Raw genomic sequence first — 18,990 nt, 5'->3', positions numbered from 1 at the left:
GATCTTACCTCTTTACAAACTTAGTGCGATAGTCCGGACACTTGAGTTCAATTTCTTTGGTCATTTCCATAAGTCTTGAGTAAATACGCCCTTGACCCCGATCCCTCCACTCCACTAGAGAATGGTTAGAAGTGAGAAGTGTGAGTTTCTCTTGTTCATAACGGCTATCAATTAGGTCGTATAACTTTCTATTGTTGAACTCGGATTCTTTTTGTACTCCGAAGTCATCAATGATAAGAACATCCACATTGGCAAATTCCCTTTCTATGGAACGTTCCTGCCCATGAGTTTCGCTGTCGGATTGGTAAGTATCTCGAATTGCAGAGAGAAAGTCTTTGTTTACCTTTGCATACTTACAAGTGATCCCATAACGAAAGATGAGTTCATTTAATATGACGCAAGCAAGTAAGGTTTTCCCAGACCCAGTCCCACCCCAAAGGTAAAAACCTTGTGGGGAAAAATCCGGATTTTTAAATTTATGGACCAGTTCATTGGCCCAGTCGTGAGCAATGATAAAAGACATATCTGGGTCGTTTGCTGTATCTCCAATGTCGATTGTGGACAAAAATTGGAAGCGGTATCGTGCCGGAATGTTGGCTTTTTCGACTAAATTCTCCCAATTGCGAAGGGAAAACCGTGCATTATGACAAACACAAGGTAGCATTTTGTCCAGTTTCCTGTCAAAAGTCATAAAAGGGGCCTGCCCTTTCGACTCACAAGTGTTACAGTCACTACCTATACAGTGGCAAAGGACGAGGGCTCCGGAACGAGATCCCCGGACATGTTCTGCCAAGGTAATTCCGACCCCTCCACAGGTTTTACACTGCGGATTTCCGTCTCGGATGGAAGTAATTTCGGATAAATTCATCTCCAAGGAGCAATCTTCTCGAATTCACTACGCTGTCAAGGAATGAGATTTTTTAGGAGTTTAAGGACTTATGTCCCTTTAAATCAAAGCGAATCGGAAGAAAAAGTTCACAATTAGGTTTTTTTCCTCTTTAATTCGTTATTATTGACTCTTGCCATTCCGATACTTTCATTGAAGAAATAGATAAACCTATTCCTTCAAATATTGAAAGAGACAAAAGGGTCACACGACTATGAAGATTATTAAGTATCTCCTTATTCTCCAACTGGTGTCCGGCTTCAGTGTGCTTTTCGCACAAACTCAGCCTGCGAACGCTCAAGATAGCCAAGCGGCTAAAGACCAAGTCGACGAACTTCTCAAAGGCGAACTCGTTCCTGAGAATGACGATGCGGAACTTACCGAAGACCAAAAGAAGAGAAAGAAAGAAATTATGGAACAGGAATCTCTTTGGAAGAATCCTGATTTTAAAGGGTATAACAAAACTTTCCAAGAGTTACACCAACTTTCTAAAACTTTCGCAAACAACCAATTCCGTTTAGCTCTTTCAAACTACCAATCCGGTGTAAATACCGTTATGAAAAATAGAGATTGGGTTGAACAGTACCGCAAAGAAGAAGCTGAAAAGAAACGCTTAGATGAAAAATGGTACTGGCAAAAAGTTGATCGTAAAGCTAGAGAAGAACGTGTAGTTTACCGTGAAAAAATGAAAGCGAAACAAGACGCTCTCAACTACTTCTCCAAAGCGATCAATCACCTTGATGAAATTAAAAACCCTGACTTAAGAGAAAGACCTGAGTTCAAACGACTTCTTTCTGACGTTTATCGTTCTTGGATTATGGCTGAGTATGACCTACAAAATCTTCCTCAAACCATCCCAATTCTTGAACTTTACATCGAAATCGATGATAACGAGAAAGAATATCCTGCTCACAAGTATCTTGCAAGTGCATATAGCTTCGAAGAAAACATGATCAAAAAGTCTAAAGGACCAGATGATATGCTCTTCAAGTATCGTTACAAAAAGAACGTTCACTTACTACGTGCCACTGAGTTAAAATATGGAAAGGATTCTCCTGAATACAAACATATTGTTAACGTAATCAACCGAGATGAGGTTATTTCGGTAGCACAATAATCCCGAAAACATCTCTTTCAATGAGAAAGCCCGGCTTTAACCCCGGGCTTTTTTGTTTTATTTGATTTCCTTCAGAACTGTCTTCGTTGGCATTCGAAAGAAACTAAAAAGTCCTAAAACATACAAACTTACCGTTACCAAACAAATTCCAAGAAACACTAAGCTAAGTTGTCCGTAAGGATACACACTTCTTAGTTCTAAAACTGATCGATTCAAAACTTCGTTAGATCCAACAGAATAGATCAGTCCCAGTAAAAATGAAATCACAGAAACAAGTAAGGCTTCACGAAGAAAATGTTTTACCATAAAACGGCTGTTGGCACCGATCACTCGTAACAACGCAAACTCCCTTTTTCTTTCCGATTGGCTTGCATATAACGTTGTAAATACGAGGACAAAGGAAGCGGCCAAAATAAAAGCAGTCATAAGGGCCATCATCTGAGTCACCTTTTCCAAAATTCCCATAAAGGCTTGGATGGTTTTTTCCGTATCAATCACAGTGATATTGGGAAACTGGTTCACAATGACCTTTTGTAATTGGTATCTGTTTTCACTAGAATCAATGAGTAAGGAAACAATATAAAACCGGGGCGCTTTCTCCAAAATTCCCTTAGAAAAGAGCACCACAAAGTTTGGTTTCATATCTGCCCAGTTCACCGAACGTAAGTTGGATATTTTTCCAGAAACCTCACGGCCTTGGACATTGAAGGTGAGTTCGTCACCCACTCCCGCTTGTAAATAACCTGCAAAATCCCGTTCCACAGAGATTTCATTTCGCCCCGATTCGTCCCACCAAGCCCCTTTGGTCACTTCTTCCGTATCATACAAATCGTCTCGGTAGGATAAAAAGTATTCGCGGGTTCTTGCCGTGGCTCGCCAGTTTCGGTCCATTGCATTTTTGATGGTATCTTCTTTTTTAATGGGTTCTCCATTGACTTTAGATAACCTCGCACCAATCACAGGAGCCAAGTATTGTTTTTCCACAGGAAATTCTTTAATCGCCGTTAGGAGGTCATTTTTTTGCGTCTCTCGAATATCCAAAAGAAACATATTGGGTCTACGTTCGATTTCTCTCGCACCACTGAGCTCGAGTAAACTCTCTTGTAAGATGAGCGATAAGGTGAGGATAAAAAGTGCTGATCCAAGTCCGATGATAGAAAGGCGAAGGGCACCTGATTTACGGGTTACTTTTTTGGTAACAAGGCTCCACTCTTTCGATAACCATCCAAGTTTAGAAATTCTCGTAATAAAAAGTCCAAGAAGGATATACAATCCATATACAAGAACAGGCAATGTTAACAAAACTAATGTAAAAAGAATCCCTTTGAAGATACTTTCTGTTTCGAGGATGGCAAGACTTGTAAATAGAAGATAAATCAAAAGAAAGGATCCAAATTGCCATTTGGAAGTGGATAAATTACCACTGGTTTGTGATTCTACTTCCTTTAAGGCTGCTAAAGGTTTTACCGATCTTGTTTCTAAAACAAGTGGAATGGAAATGAGTAAAGGAAGTACAACTCCAAGCACTACACTCCATAGTATGGAAGAAAAAGATAAACCAAAAACAATCCCCGCTTCTACAGCCATAAGCCCACTGATATCAGGTAAGATGGATTGGATTCCATAACCAAGGGCAAGCCCAAGACTGGTGCCGAAAATAGAGAGGATTAAAATTTCAGCAAAAACCAAAAGTAAAATCACATTGGGTTTGGCACCAAGACACATAAGAATCGCAATTTCGTTTCTTTTTTCGAGTAACCGAGTCCTTACCGCAGTATAAACAGAAATGGCTCCTAAGAAAAATCCTGCTAAAGCCAATAGTGCCATATAATCAAATGTGTTTTTAATAAACTGTTGGGAGCCGGAATTGACTTCTGTATTGTGATAGATAGTTAAATCTTCTTTGATTAAAGCTTCAAACTCTTTGTCCTTCCAACCCAAACTGTCTACGGTTTCTGGAAATTTCGCATAGATCGTATAACGAATCCGACTTCCTCTCTGCACAAGCCCCGTTTGGTTGGCGGTATCTCTACGAATGATGGAACCCGGAGCTGAACCTACAAAAGAACCAACAGCACCCGGTTCTTTTACCACAATACCAGCTAACACGAGTAAGCTATCACCCAACCGCACTCGATCGCCAATTTTTAGTTTGAGATTTTCCACAAGAGACTTATCAAGTAAAACTTGATTTGGTTTTAAATTGCGATAAGCGGCTTCTGGTTCGGTTTTCATTTCCCCGTAAAAAGGATAATTGGTCTCCACCGCTTTGATAAAACTAAGAGAGTTTTCTTCCCCCGATTCATTCGAAATCATCGATAAAAATTGGATGGAAGCACTGGTTTCCGAACCCTTCGGAAGGCTAGTTTCGACCAATTTTTCTGCGGTTTTTGTGATTTCTTGGGGGGATTGGAGGGCAATATCGGCCCCCATAATCGACTTTGCCTCTCTTTTGATGGCATTTGCCGTATTGTCTTTGTAAGAATGGATTCCAATCACAGAACCCACACCCAGAGTAATGGAAACCACAATGAGCAGTGAATACCGAAACCTGGAAAATAACTCCCGTTTCAGGTAAAAACGAAACAGAGATGCCTTCATCGACGCGCCTTCTTAGAAGTAATATTCGTTTTCTTTTGTTTGGTGGTCTTTTTAACCGATAACTTTTTGGAAGAACCAGAAATTGTTTTCTTTTGATTACGAGAATCCGAAACAATTTCCCCATCTTTCATTTCTAAAACACGATCAGCAAGTTTTGCTACATCTGGATCATGTGTTACCACAACGAGAGTTGTGCCTTGTTCTTTGTTTCTATATAATAAAAGATCCAAAACTGTTTTGCTATTTTTGAAATCTAAGTTAGCAGTCGGTTCATCAGCAAAAATAATCTTTGGATCGTTCACAAAACTTCTTGCGATTGCTATTCTTTGTTCTTCACCACCTGACAATTGTTTTGGGAAGTGCGTGGCACGATGGGACATAGATACAGATTCTAATATTTTTTCCGACTTTTTTAAAATCTCTGCTTCTGTCAGTGATGATTTTAGATACAAAGGGATTCCTACATTTTCAATTGCATTGAGGCCAGGAAGTAATTGGAAATTTTGAAAGATAAAACCAATGCGATCTGCACGTAAATCAGCTAAATTTGATTCATTCTCCTTTGTGATATCGATACCATCCAAGGAAACAATACCTGTATCCGGCTTATCTAGACCGGCTGCTACACCAAGAAGTGTTGATTTACCTGAGCCTGATGGGCCTATAATCGCTACAAATTCACCTGTTTCAATGCGAAATGAAATATTTTTCAACACATCAATCGTTTCCGATTCATTGTGGAATGACTTAAACACATTTTTAAATTCCAACACTAGGTTTTTCCCCCAAAGATTTTATCACCTAACAAAAAAGACATGACTAATAACGGGCATTTATCAGAAAAAATACCACCTAACACCGATTTTTCAATTTTTTCCATAACAGTTATAATTTTTTCAATTTTCATTTTCGTTCCAACTATATTGCACAGATTGAAAAAAAATCTGACAAAATTTTACTTATCTTTTTGGGCGTACATCCTAATTTTTTTTGACCCCAAAGGGCTAGTTTCATATAAAGTAACTTCATCGTAGTGTTTCCCCTCCCCCCAATTTTGGGATTTTTGAGGAGTTATGAACAGCACTGTCGATAAGCGGACTCATACAGGTAAATATAGAATGCTCGAATGCAATACAAAGATAAAAACTGCAGACTTTATGAATGTGAAAATCAACAATCTTAAACCTTGTGCGGAATGTGGATCCGTCACAAACCTCTATCAATACAATCTCTGCAAAGTTTGTTTGTCCAAGAGTTTCAAAAAGCTTGTAAAAATCATCGACTCCGTGAGAAAGTAGAATTACTACACTTTCTCTACGTTAGTCGATGAATTATCCATTCCAAGATATTGAACAAAAATGGCAAAAACACTGGGACGATCACCAGACCTTTCGCACAAACGCACACTCAACCAAACCTAAATACTATTGTTTAGACATGTTTCCCTACCCAAGTGGCGCCGGACTTCACGTAGGCCACCCTGAGGGATACACTGCGACCGACATCATTTCACGACTGAAACGAATGGAAGGATTTGAAGTCCTTCACCCCATGGGATGGGATGCTTTTGGCTTACCAGCAGAACGATATGCGATGACTACGGGAGTCCACCCTCGCACCACCACAAAGAACAATATTGATACCTTTCGCCGCCAAATCAAAAGCCTTGGCCTTTCTTATGACTGGGAAAGAGAAATTTCGACAACTCATCCGGACTATTACCGCTGGACCCAGTGGATTTTCCTTCAAATCTACAATTCCTACTTTGACAGGAAGTTAAACAAAGCGGTTCCCATTGCAGAACTCATCAAAACTTTCGAAACAGAAGGATCTGTTTATTTTGAAGGAAAAGAACTCCCCAAAGGAATTCAGTTCTCTTCTGCCGATTGGAAATCCAAATCTCGCAAGGAAAAAGAAGATATTTTATCCCATTTTCGATTGGTTTATGAAGCAAATATCCCAGTCAACTGGTGTGAAGCTCTTGGAACCGTTCTTGCCAACGAAGAAGTAGAAGAATGGACATCAAAAGGGTATTCTGTAGAAAGAAAACCCATGCGCCAATATATGATGCGCATCACATCTTACGCCGAACGTCTATTAAACGATCTTTCTCTTTGTGAGTGGCCTGTATCGACATTAGAGATGCAAAGAAATTGGATTGGGAAATCCGAAGGATTGGAACTCAGTTTCCCTGTTCCATCTTTGTCGAAAGACATCACAGTTTATACAACAAGACCTGATACAATTTTTGGTGCCACTTACCTTGTCCTTGCCCCAGAACATCCTTTGGTCAAAGACCTGACTACGGCGGAACAAAAATCTGCTGTGGAGAAATACCAAAAAGATTGTTCTCTAAAAAGTGATTTGGAACGAACCGAACTGAATAAAGATAAAACCGGAGTTTTTACGGGATCCTATGCGAGTTTGCCTACGGATTCTTCTGTTAAAGTTCCGATTTATATTTCTGATTATGTTTTAATTTCTTATGGAACCGGAGCCATTATGGCTGTTCCTGCTCACGACCAAAGAGACTATGACTTTGCTGTAAAATTCCAACTTCCCATCAAACAAGTCATCGATGGAAAGATGGAACCAAACCTTGCTTTTGATTCAAAAGACTCTGTTTGTATCAATTCTTCCTCCGCCGAAATTAAGTTAGATGGTAAATCTTACAAAGATGCTTTCCAAACCATGACTACTTGGGCCGAAGACAAGGGAATTGGTCGTAAAAAAATCCAATTCAAACTGAGAGATTGGCTTTTTGCGAGACAACGTTATTGGGGAGAACCCATCCCTCTGGTTCATTTTGCTGATGGAACACCAAAAGCACTATCGGAAACAGAACTTCCATTAGTATTACCTGACTTAGAAGAATTCAAACCTTCAGGAACCGGTGAATCTCCTCTTGCCTTAGCAAAAGATTGGCTTGTGTATACAGATCCTGTAACGGGTGAAGTGGGAAAAAGAGAAACCAATACCATGCCGCAATGGGCTGGATCTTGTTATTATTATCTTCGTTATATCGACCCAAGAAACAACGACAAACTCATTGATCCAGAACTCGAAAAAGCTTGGATGCCTGTGGAAGTTTATGTGGGTGGGGCGGAACACGCCGTATTGCACTTGTTATATTCTAGATTTTGGCATAAAATTCTTTTTGATTTAGGCCATGTTTCTTCCCCAGAACCTTTCCAAAAGTTAGTCCACCAAGGATTGATTTTGGGTGAGGACAAAGGAAAAATGTCTAAGTCTCGTGGAAACGTTGTCAATCCAGATGATGTGGTTTCCGAATTTGGAGCCGACACTCTTCGTCTCTTTGAAATGTTTATGGGTCCGTTTGAAATGTCCAAACCTTGGAGTAAAAACGGAGTCGATGGAGTGTTTCGATTTTTAAATCGAGTTTGGAGACTTTTCCATTCTGGGGAGAACGAATCCTTCTTTGTAGAAGATATCGAACCAAACGAAGCCGAACTCAAAACACTTCATCGTACCATTAAAAAAGTAAAAGACGATATTGATAACTTTTCATTCAACACAGCTGTGTCGCAAATGATGATCTTTATCAATGAGTTCACAAGTAATCCTCGAAAACCTAAAAAAGTTTTAGAGCCTTTTGTTCTCGCACTTTCTCCTTTTGCCCCTCATTTGGCGGAAGAACTTTGGGTCAAACTCGGTTACAAAGAATCTCTGGCTTACCATCCTTATCCAAAATGGGATGAGAAGTATTTAATTGATGCGAACATCACCATAGTCATTCAAGTGAATGGAAAGATGCGGGGTGAATTTCTTGCACCAAGAGATATTGAAGAGAAGGAAGTTTTGAGTCTTGCCAAAGCTGTAGAAAAAGCAAAACCATTTTGGGAAGGCAAAGAAATCAAAAAAGAAATCTATGTGAAGGGAAAACTCGTGAACATAGTGGTTGCGGGATAGTTTTCTTTTCGTTCTGAATTAAAATAAATTAAATCCAAGAACGGAAGGTTTAATTTATTTTCAAAAGTTGAAAACCAATTGATAAAACAAAAACCCCTTACCTTCCACTCTCTGAAGGGTTAGGGATTTTTTAGTTCTAAAACTTAACCTTATAAAATCACCATCACAAAAATCAATACTCCAAAGAGGACAATCGTCACAAAGGCACCCATAAGCATAAACAAGTTGGCACCTGACGACTTAGATTCTTGGGCCTGAGTATTCCCAACTTTTTTCTTTTGCCCTTGTGCAGCAGAACTTTTGTTTGGTGCACTTGCCATAGCAGCGGGTTTGGGAATAGCAACTTTCACCGGATGTTCTTCCACAGAATGAAGTAAGTATTGGTTCGGACCTTCTGCGAAGATATGGTATTCTGTTTTGTTACCAGCAATTCCAAGAAACCTTCCAACCACTGGATCTTTTGCAATTTTTCCTTCCTCATCAATAAGACCTAGTATTTGTGCATTGGTGAGTCCTTCGGGAGTTTCTGTAGGAACTCGAAAAAGAATTTCCATACCTTCAACCAAATTATCAAACTCTACACCGTTGATCGGGGAGATAACAGTTTTCATATTCAATTCTTTTGGAAAAGACGCTCGGTACTGGGCAATCTGACGTTCCAATGAAGAAAGTTCACCTTTTGCCGGTTCGGTGGAAACTCCCGGAACCGAAGCATCTTTTGCAGATGGTGATTCGTCTTCTGGTTTTGGGATAGGAAGGATCACACCTTTCATTGGGTTTTCATACCGAAACTTTGCCGTAGACAGTTTGTCTACTTCTGCCTGGAGTTTAATATTCCTACCTTTTGTAGCAGCAAGGATAGGTGCTTCTAAAATTTCAGCAATATGAGAAGGATCTTTTTTTTGCCAAAGGGGAAGTAGTTCTTCTAACTTCTCTTTAGTGAAAGCTCTGTGCACTGCGCGACCAATGTTCTCGGAAATTGCAGGGTCATAACCACCAGTTTTCCCAATATCTCCTAAGTCGGTTGAGATCTGGACATGATCTGCAAAAGTTCGGATTCTTCTAAAGGTGGGAGATGTTCCTACTACAGCATACAATTCCATTACATGTTTTCGAATGGAAGATACAAGGATGAGAACCATTCCGTTCAAACTGTCCAAGTCGATTTTGACTTTTACTAGGTAACCGTCTGTAATTTTACCTTGTAGTACTTCCTTGGCTTGTTCATCCGTAAACACGGCTTCTCTTGTCAGACCAATGAGGTCTGCTTGTCTTTTGAGTTGGTCTGCTTTTGAGCTTAATTCGGACATTATTCTACAAACAATTGTTCGTGTGTTTCTGTGGATTTTGGAATCTCACTTAGATGTACTTCCACACGCGCTACTGTTTCCTTTTTCCTTTCTGATGAATATATAGAGAGTAAACGACGGTCAAAACCAGACTGAGACAATAATATTTCTACCATTGTAATTCCCATTCCTGCTCCCTCCGTACTATCGCCGTGTTCCATAAAGAACTCGAATAGATTATCATACTTTTTCGCATTAATAAACTTTTCTTTTACTCGTTCTGCTTCAATGGGCAATAATGGAAAATTATTTCTGATTTCTAGGTCAATTTTGTCCTTTTGGTAAATGCAAGTGATCTTTACATAGAGACCAGTCTCCCTCATTTTCTTTTTGTATGTGGGGAATTTTCTTTCATTGAGGCTGGTTTTAAAGAGTTTCATCCCTTCTTCATAATCATTTAAATTTTGAATGTTGAGTTTTAGTTCTTCAAAGATGATTCGTTTGATCGCAGCCTTCGTAGAATTGACGATGAGTTCTTTGGCTGCCGTGTAAAAGAGTTCCATTAAATCTTCACGACCGACAGAACCTAAAATTCGGAACAAAATGTATTTGAGTTTGGCCTCACCGATATCCCCCATCACGTAAGTGATCATCGAGATCTTTTTTCCTACCTCCACGGCATGATCCACAGAGGTGCGGAACTGGGAAGTTAGTTGGATCTCTTGAGACATACCGGTAAACTGAAAAAATTTGCCAACATGTAGGGGATTTGTCTAGCGATTTATGATTTCTTCAGTTGTTTGCCTAGGATTTCCATCACTCCGCTGATGTTTGGTTTGCAAGATTGGATTCTGTTCCTCAGTTTCTCATCAATGTTAGGGATTTTCCCTTCATGGAAGGCCAATTTGAATTCTGTGAACTTGAGCCCATTCGCTGTAGAGATCACAACCACAGACTCACCCTTCGCAACCACACCCGATTCTACCGATTTCAAAAGTGCCGCAAGAGCCACACCCGTATGAGGGTCGTTATAAAGTCCGTAAAGGTCCCCACGAGCGGCCGCATTGGCCAATTCTTCTTCCGAGGCTACTTCCACAATCCCTTTGAATTTCTTTAAAACACGGATGGCTTTTTTTACGGAAACTGGATCCCCAATTTGGATCGCAGAAGCTAACGTTTTTTCCGCTATCACCGGAGAGAAGTCCGCAAAACCTTTCTTAAACGATTCGTAGAGGGGGCTTGCATTTTTGGCTTGAGCTAAAATAATTCTTGGTAATTTATCAATAAGACCAAGTTCCAACATCATTTCAAATCCCATTCCGAGGGCCGAAACGTTTCCTAAATTTCCACCAGGAATCACAATCCAATCCGGTACCTTCCAACCTAACTGTTGTGTAATTTCGACAGAGATTGTTTTTTGGCCTTCAATCCGAAGTGAATTCATAGAGTTGGCAAGATAAATCGATTTTTCTTTGGTGAGTTCTTTCACCACTGCCATACAACCATCAAAGTCTGTTTCCAAAGCCAAAACTAATGCGCCATTGGCCACGGGTTGGATGAGTTGCGCCGTTGATACTTTGTTAGCAGGTAAAAGTATAATGGAAGGAATCCCTGCTTTGGCTGCATAAGAAGCAAGAGCTGCCGAGGTATCACCAGTCGACGCGCAAGCCACCGCTTTGATGGGCACTCCGTCTGCTATCATTTGATTGACCTGGCTCACAAGAACGGTCATCCCTAAATCTTTAAAAGAGCCAGTATGAGAAACCCCACACTGTTTGACATGAAGGCTAGCTAGTCCCAAATCTTTTGCAAACCGTGAAGCATCATACAAATGGCTTGTTCCTTCTCCCGAAGTGATGATATTTTCATCACTAATTCCGGGAAGGACCCACTCTTTTTTCCCCCAAACCCCAGAAGCATTCGGGAATTGGCTAGAACGGAACCTAGATTCAAATTCAGCCTTCCATTCTTTTGCCGAAACTTGTTTGAGGCTGTCTATATCATGTTCGACATTTAAAAGTTCCCCGCAAACTTCACAGGAATAAATCACTTGGTGGAGGGGATAGGTTTTGCCACAAGATTCATTGGTGCAACGAAACTGTGCTCGGAATTGATATTTTGTAAGTGACATAGACTTCTCTAGGCTTCAGATTTACGGAAAGTTCCTTTTCCATTCTGGAGAAAGGGGAAAAATGCACGAATGATTTTTATCGTTTTTTGATGGATATGGAAACAGAAACTAAAGTCTCCCGCCTCTGGGCAAAATTCAAACGATACACCCGTCGTAGCCTTCTTATTTTTCTATTTCTCTGTTTCCTGCTATTTGTTCGAATCTTTTTATTCCAAATTTATTCCATCCAAGGAAATTCCATGTATCCGACCTTGGAACATGGATCTGTGGTTTTTGTTTGGAAAGGTGGATTTGCCATTTCTGCCAAATTCTTTGGAACGGAACTTCTTTATACAGATCCAAAAATCAACAAACTAGATTTGGTACTTTTTGTAAGCCAAGAGGATGACCTTGTCGTTAAACGTGTGATAGGTTTACCTGGAGAATTTTATTCCATTGAAGCAGGGCGTGTCCTCATAGACTCTACTGAATTATTGGAAAACTATCTTCCGAAAGGAACCTATACAAGTGAGCCAAGTGCTTCCATATTTTTAAACCGTCATAATTCTCCTTTCCTCGCAATGGACAAACAAGGGAGAATTCCCCCAGGTTATTATCTTCTTCTTGGTGACAACAGGCAATATTCAACAGACTCCCGTTCGTTTGGACTTGTTCCTGTAGAAAAAATCAAAGGCAAAGTGACTTTCTATTTTTAACAATGACCGAATACAAACAACGTTTTAAGTATATTATTCTATTTATACTCTCGCTCTTTGTCATTCTGCTCTTTCGAGTGATTTATCTTACTTATTTTAACGATAATATCATTAATTTAAAATCGAGTAAGTATGTACAACGAGGAACTATATTTGATAGACGAGGGATAGAACTTGCCATCTCTCGCGAGTCGGCAACTGTTGGGATTGATCCAACGAACATATATGATCCAGAACTCACGGCACAGGAGTTAGGTCCCATCCTTGGAATCACTCCGAACAAACTAATTGAAACCATAAGAGAAAAACAAAACTACTTTTTATTAAAAAGAGAAATTGAACTTACCAAAGCAGAAAAAATAAAAGCTTTGTCTCTTCCCGGAGTTCGTGTGGAAAAAGAATACAAACGAATTTATCCACAAGGAAGTTTGGCCGCAAGTTTACTTGGGTTTACAGGTTATGATGACGACAAAGCCCTTTCAGGTCTTGAAATGTTATTTAATTTGGAATTGTTATCCACACCAGATGCCGAATCTAGCAAAGGAAACAATGTCCATCTAACCATTGATAGTATCATTCAATACCGATTGGAAAAATCATTACAAAAAGCCTTTATCCAAACCGCATCCAAACGCGGAATTGGTATGATTATGGATACGGAAACCGGGAAAATTTTGGCTATGGCTTCCTATCCCAATTTTGATCCCAACAATTTTCAAAACTTTCCATTGGAATCACATACCAATTGGTCCATCCGTCATGTTTATGAACCCGGATCGACAATGAAAATCTTCATTGCACTTATGTTACTCAATGAAGGAAAAATCCTTCCTGGTGAAAAGTTCCATTGTCCTGGTTACATTGAAATTGGAAAAACAACCATTCGTTGTACTGATAATCATGGTCATGTCAATTTAGATGAAATTTTACAATATTCTTGTAATGTTGGAATCATTAAAGCGGCCCAAAAGATTGATGATGCCACTTACTATCGTTATATGGACCAATTTAAGTTTGGAAAACGAACTAATTTTTCCATCCATGAAGCAAAGGGGTATTTACCTCCTTTAAATAAATGGAACAAAAGTACACCTTACTTTTTATCCATTGGACAAGGTGTTTCTGTGACACCAATCCAACTCATCACAGCTGCTGCAGCCGTTGTGAATGGTGGGATTTTATTTGAACCATCCGTTGTCTCTCAAATCACCAATTCTTATGGGGAGCTCGTTCATGAATTTTCGATCAAAAATGAATTACTTGGAATCAAAGAAGGGGCTGCCAAAAAAACATTAAATGCCATGGGAAAAGCGGTCTCCCAGGGAACCGGGAAAAAAGCATATTTAGAAAACTACTTCATCGCAGGAAAAACAGGGACTTCACAGAAAGCAAAAGCGGGTGCAGGATACCAAGCCGGTCTTTTTACTGCTAGTTTTCTTGGATTTTTCCCAGCAGAGAAACCTAAATATGTGGGCCTCATTGTTTTTGATGAACCCGGAGGGGATGCACATACCGGTGGAGGGATCGCAGCACCTGTCTTTCGTGAGGTGGTAGAAAGTATCATTCCTATAGTGGAAAAAAGTGAGAAAGCTCTTGTTTATCGATTGAAAGGTGAACGAAATAAAATCTACAAACTTGATCCTAAGGTGATGCCAGATCTTACTGGATTCACTGCATCTGAAACCATCCAAATTTTAAAACAACTCAAAGCAGAATACAAATTAGAAGGATCTGGATTTGTCAAATCACAAGATCCAAAAGCGGGATCTTCGCTTTCACCTAATGCTGCGATCAAAATTATTTTGGAACCGTAAGTGAACAAATCTTACCTAGAAAAAAATCTAGCAGCCTTACCTGCCAAGTTAGCAGAAGTGATTTTGAATCCAGAAAATACATTTGCCAGTACGAGTTCTCAAAGTTCAGAAACTTTCCCTTCTTACAAGCTAACCCAATCCAAAACTGGAGATCCCACTTTAGAATTAGAGGGAGTTTGGATTCATAGTCGGTTTGATCCAAAAAAAGAAGCGGAACGATTTGCCACCGAACTTCCCCATGACGGAAGTGAACGCATTTATTTGTTGTTTGGTGCTGGGATTGGATACATCATTCCTTATTTACTGGAAAGAGAAAAAGTAACTATCATTTGGATGGAACCTTATCCATTTTTTATTAGAGAATCCTTTCAAATTTTTGATTTTTCTAAAGCATTTTTAGAGGGAAAGTTAATCCTCATTACAGGTGAAGGTTTAGAAGACCAACTCTCCGAAGCAGTGAAGGGGAAAGGAACTCACCCCATTAGTTTTGTACCTCATCGGGGATCTTGGCAATGGCGAGAATCGGATTATATAAAACTCCGATATACCGCCGAACAGATGTTTCACAAAAAAGATGTAAATCTTGCCACCCTCACTCGGTTTGAAAAAATCTGGGCCAAAAATATTTGTTACAATCTCCCCGAATTATCTAAGTTTCGGCCCGTCTCGGATCTCTTTGGAATTGCGGAAGGAATCTCCATTGTTGTTTGCGGGGCCGGACCGAGTCTTTCTGAATCCGTACCCGATCTCACAAAGTACAGAAATCAGTTCCTCCTTCTCGCGGTGGACACGGCCCTTCCTATCCTTACTTCATTTGGTGTGGAACCCGATTTGATTTTTTCTGTCGACCCGCAGGCCTTAAATAGCCAATACCTAGAAGATTATTCGGGAAATGGCATTCTCATTTTTGATCCTACGTCTACCTATTTGAGTCTCAGATTGGACAAGGGACCAAACAAAGGTTTTGTGACATCTTCTCCGTTTCCTTTGATCGGATTACTAGAAAGAACAGGTAGTGAGGAGATTGGCTCTGTACCTTTTGGTGGTTCGGTGTCTACCAATGCCGCAAGCCTTGCGACTCTTATGGGTGCAAACTCTGTTTTTTTAGTGGGTCAGGATTTGAGTTTTACGAAAGGTCTTGCTCACTCCAAAGGAGCAGTGCTCGAAGAACGATTGAACTATTTAGAATCTAGAAAATTTCGCCGGGAAAAACACAACTATAAACAACTGTTTGCTTTACCCCAAAAAAAAGTCACTGGGGATTTGGAAGAAACCTATATCACCAATGAAAAGATGTTAATCTTTAAAAAATGGTTTGAAGACCATGCAAAAGAAAATCCATGGACCAACCTAACCAAGTTTGGTGCAAAACTAGAAGGAATCCGACATTCCGAGTTTGGAAAAGAGTTTGCGAGTGATGAGAATGAAGTAAATACCCAAACCAATTTGGTAAGATCTGTTCGGAATCAAATCCAATCTCAATTGAAAATAGAAATTCCATTTTTTGATCCAAAACAATTAGTCTCAGAAATTAAGTCAACAACCGAATCCTTATCAGAATTTGTCACCACGGTCAAACGTGGGTTAGTGGTTTCCCAAAGAATTTATAACCAAATCCAAAGAAACCAAATCAATCCCAAAACCTTCTCCGAAGACATCAAACAAATGGATTCTATCGATGAACAGGTATCGGGGAAAAAAGGACTCAATGAAATTTTAAGTTTGGGAATCCAAAGGGTCATTTTAACCATTACGGAAGGTTATGATGACCAGTTAACTTTGGAAGAAAAAGAAAATCCCCAACTAGGTGTGGCAAAAAAATCTTTATTGTTATACGAAGGATTGTACGAATCCGTTCGGTCAACCAAACGGATGCTCACAAAATCACTCTATCGAATGTTGTAATAAATTTTGTTATTCTGTAACAGATAAAACAGTAAAGTCAACACGTCTATTTTTAATGCGACCAGCTTCTGTGGAATTGGATTCAATTTCTGCAGTTTCACCAAATCCACGATAGTCGATTTGCGATGCACTCACTCCATTTTTTACCAATTCATCAAAAATAAACTTAGCACGTTCATCGGATAGGATTTTGTTTTCATCCATCTCACCAATAAAACAAGTATGTCCTTTCACTCGAATCCGAACTGCAGGATAAGCTTTTAAAGCTTCTGCCAAAGTAGCAATTTTATCTGCAGCCAAATCTTCTGTTTGCATACTTTGTTTGATAAAACGAATTTGAAGTTCATTGATATAACGAATGGCCGAAGCTCTGGATTCAAATCGATTCGATATCTTTCCCTCTGACAAGGCCACTCGTTCCAAAGATCTGGATCCCACTTCTGCTGATACGTTGGAACCTTGGTTTAGATTTTGTGACTGCTTAGAACTACGATTACAACTACGGATCCCAAAAATAATTAGAACAATAAAAAATAAAAAAACCAATCCAAGTAAAACCAGTCTACCAATTCGATTTTGTTTCGGTGTGATTTGAAATTTATTCAAAGCAACGAGTTCATTATATTCAGGTGTTGGAGCTACATCATCATGAGAGTCTGTACCTTCATAGGTTTCTAAATAAGAAGGAGTAAAACCTTCAAAGGAAGATTTGGCAGACCGAGCTGAACTTCGTTTTGGTGTGGATTCTTTTTTCGAGGATACCTTAGTTGCCGACTTTTTCTTTGCAGCGGGAACGGAGATTTTTGCTGCCCACTTACGAATTTCGGAACGAAGGTATTCATCTGCTTCAGGTGAAAATTTAAAATTATCTCGTATGTGTTTTACAGTGCGTTTTTCCACATCTGTATAATCCCCACCATCTTTAATGGCATCAAATAGGGTCTTGGCGATATTTTTGCCAATAGGAGCTTTGCTACGTTTGGTGGCTTTCTCAGCGATTTCTAACAATTCATTATCATATTGTTTACCATTGATTGTCCGGTAATAACTATCTGCCACTGGAAAGCTCCTTTGTAATCATATCGACAGGTAAGGCCAATCCATCCAATCTTTTCTTCAGCTTAAGTATTGAATCCGTCCAGAAATTGGTTATTTTTGATCTTATACTGCAAAGAACCGCGGCTAATTCCCAAAAGTTTGGCAGCTTCTTCCTGTGTGGAGACTCTTTGGAAGGCTTCTTTGATCCAAATGGCTTCCAACCTTTCAATCGCAATATTGAGAGAAAGATTTTCCGAAGGAGATAGAATCTCCGTTCCCACTCCAAAACTTTGAACCTTGGCATTCGATTCAGTTTCTCGTTTTCCATCTTGTAAAAAGGAGTGGGGTTCCAAAACAACTTCTGGAGGAACAAGGACTGCATATTGAATGACACTTTGGAGTTGCCTTACATTTCCACTCCAAGGCATTCCTGTCAGTGCCTTTAGTGCATCAGTCGAAAATGTTTTAGTCCTTCCATATTGTTTGTTGTATTGATATAAAAAATGGTGAGCAAGAAGAGGAACATCTCCTCTTCGTTCGCGTAACGGAGGCATACGCAAAGGAACCTCGGCTAGGCGATAATACAAATCCATTGAAAAAGTTTCTTTCTGTATATCTTCCAATAAATCCCGTTTACTTCCGGTAAAAATTCGAATGTTTAAAACTTCGTCCTTTTTTTTCGCAGAAGGATTGGGCATTGTTTTATCTCTTAATGTTTGGAAAAATCGAGTTTGTAAGTTGGATGGTAAATCCCCAATGGATTCAATGTATAAGGATCCACCATTGGCTTGTTCTATTTTTCCGGGATTGAATATCTTCCCGCTTTGAGCACCAAATAATTCTGCTTCTAATAATTCATAACTAAGACCAGAACAATCTACAGTGAGAAATGGCCCATTTTTTCTTTGTGATATATAATGTAATGCCTTAGCGATTAATTTTTTACCCGCACCTTCCTCTCCAATGATCATCACCGATGTATCCGAGGGACCAACTTGTCTGATTCTATGTTTTAAAAATAAAATACTCGGATCATAACCAAGAATTTCTTCAACAGGATCTTCTTCTCTTTTGGATTTTTCAAAAGCTTCTTTAGCAATTCGTTCTTCAAGAATAACGATTGTTAATTGAGATGCAAATAACGTGGCTTGGTTGATGATATCTGGTGAGAAAAAATTTACTTTATCAGATTCTAAGTTTAAAACCCCTACTGTTGAGTCTCTAGTCAACAGAGGGATGGCGAGTTCCGAACGAACGGTCTCGATTAATTTTACATAATCTTTATCTAAAGTTACATCTGGGACATAGATGATTTCTCTAGTGGAAGCTGCACGGCCAGTGACACCCAAATTAAAAGGAAGTTTGGCAGCAATTTTTTTCTCCCAATCCATTCCTTTGGCCGCAACAATGGTGAGGACTTTTTCTTCCTGGTCCATAATGGAAATACTACCGGTAGAGGCTCCAAACAATGTTAGAGTCATGTCCAAAATGAAATTCAAACGATCCGTAATATTCGGAAGTTGTTGAATTTCTTTTTGGATTTTCCTTAAAGTACCGGAAATATCCTGTTTTACAGACATTTGG

General features: G+C 39.5%; 13 protein-coding genes. 5 read left to right on the top strand and 8 right to left on the bottom strand.

Features of this window, described 5'->3' with window-relative positions; all coding sequences use genetic code 11:
* Positions 1 to 4 precede the first annotated feature (4 nt).
* Complete coding sequence (locus EHQ49_RS03185; protein ID WP_167482981.1) at positions 5 to 868, bottom strand: ATP-binding protein; 864 nt, start codon at positions 866 to 868, stop codon at positions 5 to 7.
* Positions 869 to 1,100: 232 nt separating this feature from the next.
* On the opposite strand from EHQ49_RS03185, the gene fcpA reads away from it, so the two are divergent.
* Positions 1,101 to 2,003, top strand: coding sequence for a flagellar coiling protein FcpA (fcpA, locus tag EHQ49_RS03180; RefSeq protein WP_135576268.1), 903 nt, complete (start codon positions 1,101 to 1,103; stop codon positions 2,001 to 2,003).
* A gap of 57 nt (positions 2,004 to 2,060) precedes the next feature.
* On the opposite strand, the gene EHQ49_RS03175 is transcribed toward fcpA, so the two are convergent.
* Entirely contained in the window at positions 2,061 to 4,604 is a 2,544-nt protein-coding gene (locus EHQ49_RS03175) for an ABC transporter permease (protein ID WP_135576266.1), read from the bottom strand.
* The gene (locus EHQ49_RS03170) at positions 4,601 to 5,377 is read right to left on the bottom strand and encodes an ABC transporter ATP-binding protein (RefSeq protein WP_135576264.1); all 777 of its coding nucleotides are present in this window, start codon (positions 5,375 to 5,377) and stop codon (positions 4,601 to 4,603) included. Before EHQ49_RS03170 ends, EHQ49_RS03175 begins: the two co-directional genes overlap by 4 nt.
* 553 nt (positions 5,378 to 5,930) lie before the next feature.
* On the opposite strand from EHQ49_RS03170, the gene leuS reads away from it, so the two are divergent.
* Entirely contained in the window at positions 5,931 to 8,534 is a 2,604-nt protein-coding gene (gene leuS / locus EHQ49_RS03160) for a leucine--tRNA ligase (RefSeq protein WP_135576260.1), read from the top strand.
* A 149-nt stretch (positions 8,535 to 8,683) separates the two neighbouring features.
* Here the strand turns inward: leuS and EHQ49_RS03155 are convergent, their stop codons facing one another.
* From EHQ49_RS03155 to thrC, 3 genes are read right to left on the bottom strand one after another with little or no spacing between them, the layout of a single operon-like run.
* Entirely contained in the window at positions 8,684 to 9,844 is a 1,161-nt protein-coding gene (locus tag EHQ49_RS03155; protein WP_135576258.1) for an LIC10486 family protein, read from the bottom strand.
* Positions 9,844 to 10,554, bottom strand: coding sequence for a hypothetical protein (locus EHQ49_RS03150; RefSeq protein WP_135576256.1), 711 nt, complete (start codon positions 10,552 to 10,554; stop codon positions 9,844 to 9,846). Before EHQ49_RS03150 ends, EHQ49_RS03155 begins: the two co-directional genes overlap by 1 nt.
* A 50-nt stretch (positions 10,555 to 10,604) precedes the next feature.
* Positions 10,605 to 11,954 carry a threonine synthase gene (gene thrC, locus EHQ49_RS03145; protein WP_135576254.1) on the bottom strand — a complete coding sequence of 450 codons (1,350 nt, stop codon included), beginning with the start codon at positions 11,952 to 11,954 and terminating at the stop codon, positions 10,605 to 10,607.
* Between the two features lie 95 nt (positions 11,955 to 12,049).
* Between thrC and lepB the strand changes: the two genes are divergently transcribed.
* Genes lepB through EHQ49_RS03130 form a run of 3 tightly spaced genes read left to right on the top strand, consistent with a single transcriptional unit; the run spans position 12,050 to position 16,368 of the window.
* Complete coding sequence (lepB, locus tag EHQ49_RS03140) at positions 12,050 to 12,649, top strand: signal peptidase I (RefSeq protein ID WP_244241318.1); 600 nt, start codon at positions 12,050 to 12,052, stop codon at positions 12,647 to 12,649.
* A gap of 2 nt (positions 12,650 to 12,651) precedes the next feature.
* The gene (locus tag EHQ49_RS03135) at positions 12,652 to 14,463 is read left to right on the top strand and encodes a penicillin-binding protein (RefSeq protein WP_135576252.1); all 1,812 of its coding nucleotides are present in this window, start codon (positions 12,652 to 12,654) and stop codon (positions 14,461 to 14,463) included.
* Positions 14,464 to 16,368, top strand: a complete 1,905-nt coding sequence (locus EHQ49_RS03130; protein WP_135576250.1) for a motility associated factor glycosyltransferase family protein — start codon at positions 14,464 to 14,466, stop codon at positions 16,366 to 16,368.
* A 9-nt stretch (positions 16,369 to 16,377) separates the two neighbouring features.
* On the opposite strand, the gene EHQ49_RS03125 is transcribed toward EHQ49_RS03130, so the two are convergent.
* On the bottom strand, positions 16,378 to 17,427 hold the full coding sequence (locus EHQ49_RS03125) for an OmpA family protein (protein WP_135576248.1): 1,050 nt from the start codon (positions 17,425 to 17,427) through the stop codon (positions 16,378 to 16,380).
* 62 nt (positions 17,428 to 17,489) lie between these two features.
* Complete coding sequence (locus tag EHQ49_RS03120; RefSeq protein WP_135576246.1) at positions 17,490 to 18,986, bottom strand: sigma 54-interacting transcriptional regulator; 1,497 nt, start codon at positions 18,984 to 18,986, stop codon at positions 17,490 to 17,492.
* Positions 18,987 to 18,990: the final 4 nt, after the last annotated feature.

This window comes from Leptospira perdikensis (genome assembly GCF_004769575.1).
GTDB lineage: Bacteria > Spirochaetota > Leptospiria > Leptospirales > Leptospiraceae > Leptospira_A > Leptospira_A perdikensis.
This window is presented reverse-complemented; position numbering and strand designations above follow the sequence as displayed.

What these genes read in the sequence shown, in the direction of transcription:
- EHQ49_RS03185 (WP_167482981.1), bottom strand. Translation starts at nt 868, where the DNA reads ATGAATTTATCCGAAATTACTTCCATCCGAGACGGAAATCCGCAGTGT.
- fcpA (WP_135576268.1), top strand. Translation starts at nt 1,101, where the DNA reads ATGAAGATTATTAAGTATCTCCTTATTCTCCAACTGGTGTCCGGCTTC.
- EHQ49_RS03175 (WP_135576266.1), bottom strand. Translation starts at nt 4,604, where the DNA reads ATGAAGGCATCTCTGTTTCGTTTTTACCTGAAACGGGAGTTATTTTCC.
- leuS (WP_135576260.1), top strand. Translation starts at nt 5,931, where the DNA reads ATGAATTATCCATTCCAAGATATTGAACAAAAATGGCAAAAACACTGG.
- EHQ49_RS03155 (WP_135576258.1), bottom strand. Translation starts at nt 9,844, where the DNA reads ATGTCCGAATTAAGCTCAAAAGCAGACCAACTCAAAAGACAAGCAGAC.
- EHQ49_RS03150 (WP_135576256.1), bottom strand. Translation starts at nt 10,554, where the DNA reads ATGTCTCAAGAGATCCAACTAACTTCCCAGTTCCGCACCTCTGTGGAT.
- thrC (WP_135576254.1), bottom strand. Translation starts at nt 11,954, where the DNA reads ATGTCACTTACAAAATATCAATTCCGAGCACAGTTTCGTTGCACCAAT.
- lepB (WP_244241318.1), top strand. Translation starts at nt 12,050, where the DNA reads ATGGAAACAGAAACTAAAGTCTCCCGCCTCTGGGCAAAATTCAAACGA.
- EHQ49_RS03135 (WP_135576252.1), top strand. Translation starts at nt 12,652, where the DNA reads ATGACCGAATACAAACAACGTTTTAAGTATATTATTCTATTTATACTC.
- EHQ49_RS03120 (WP_135576246.1), bottom strand. Translation starts at nt 18,986, where the DNA reads ATGTCTGTAAAACAGGATATTTCCGGTACTTTAAGGAAAATCCAAAAA.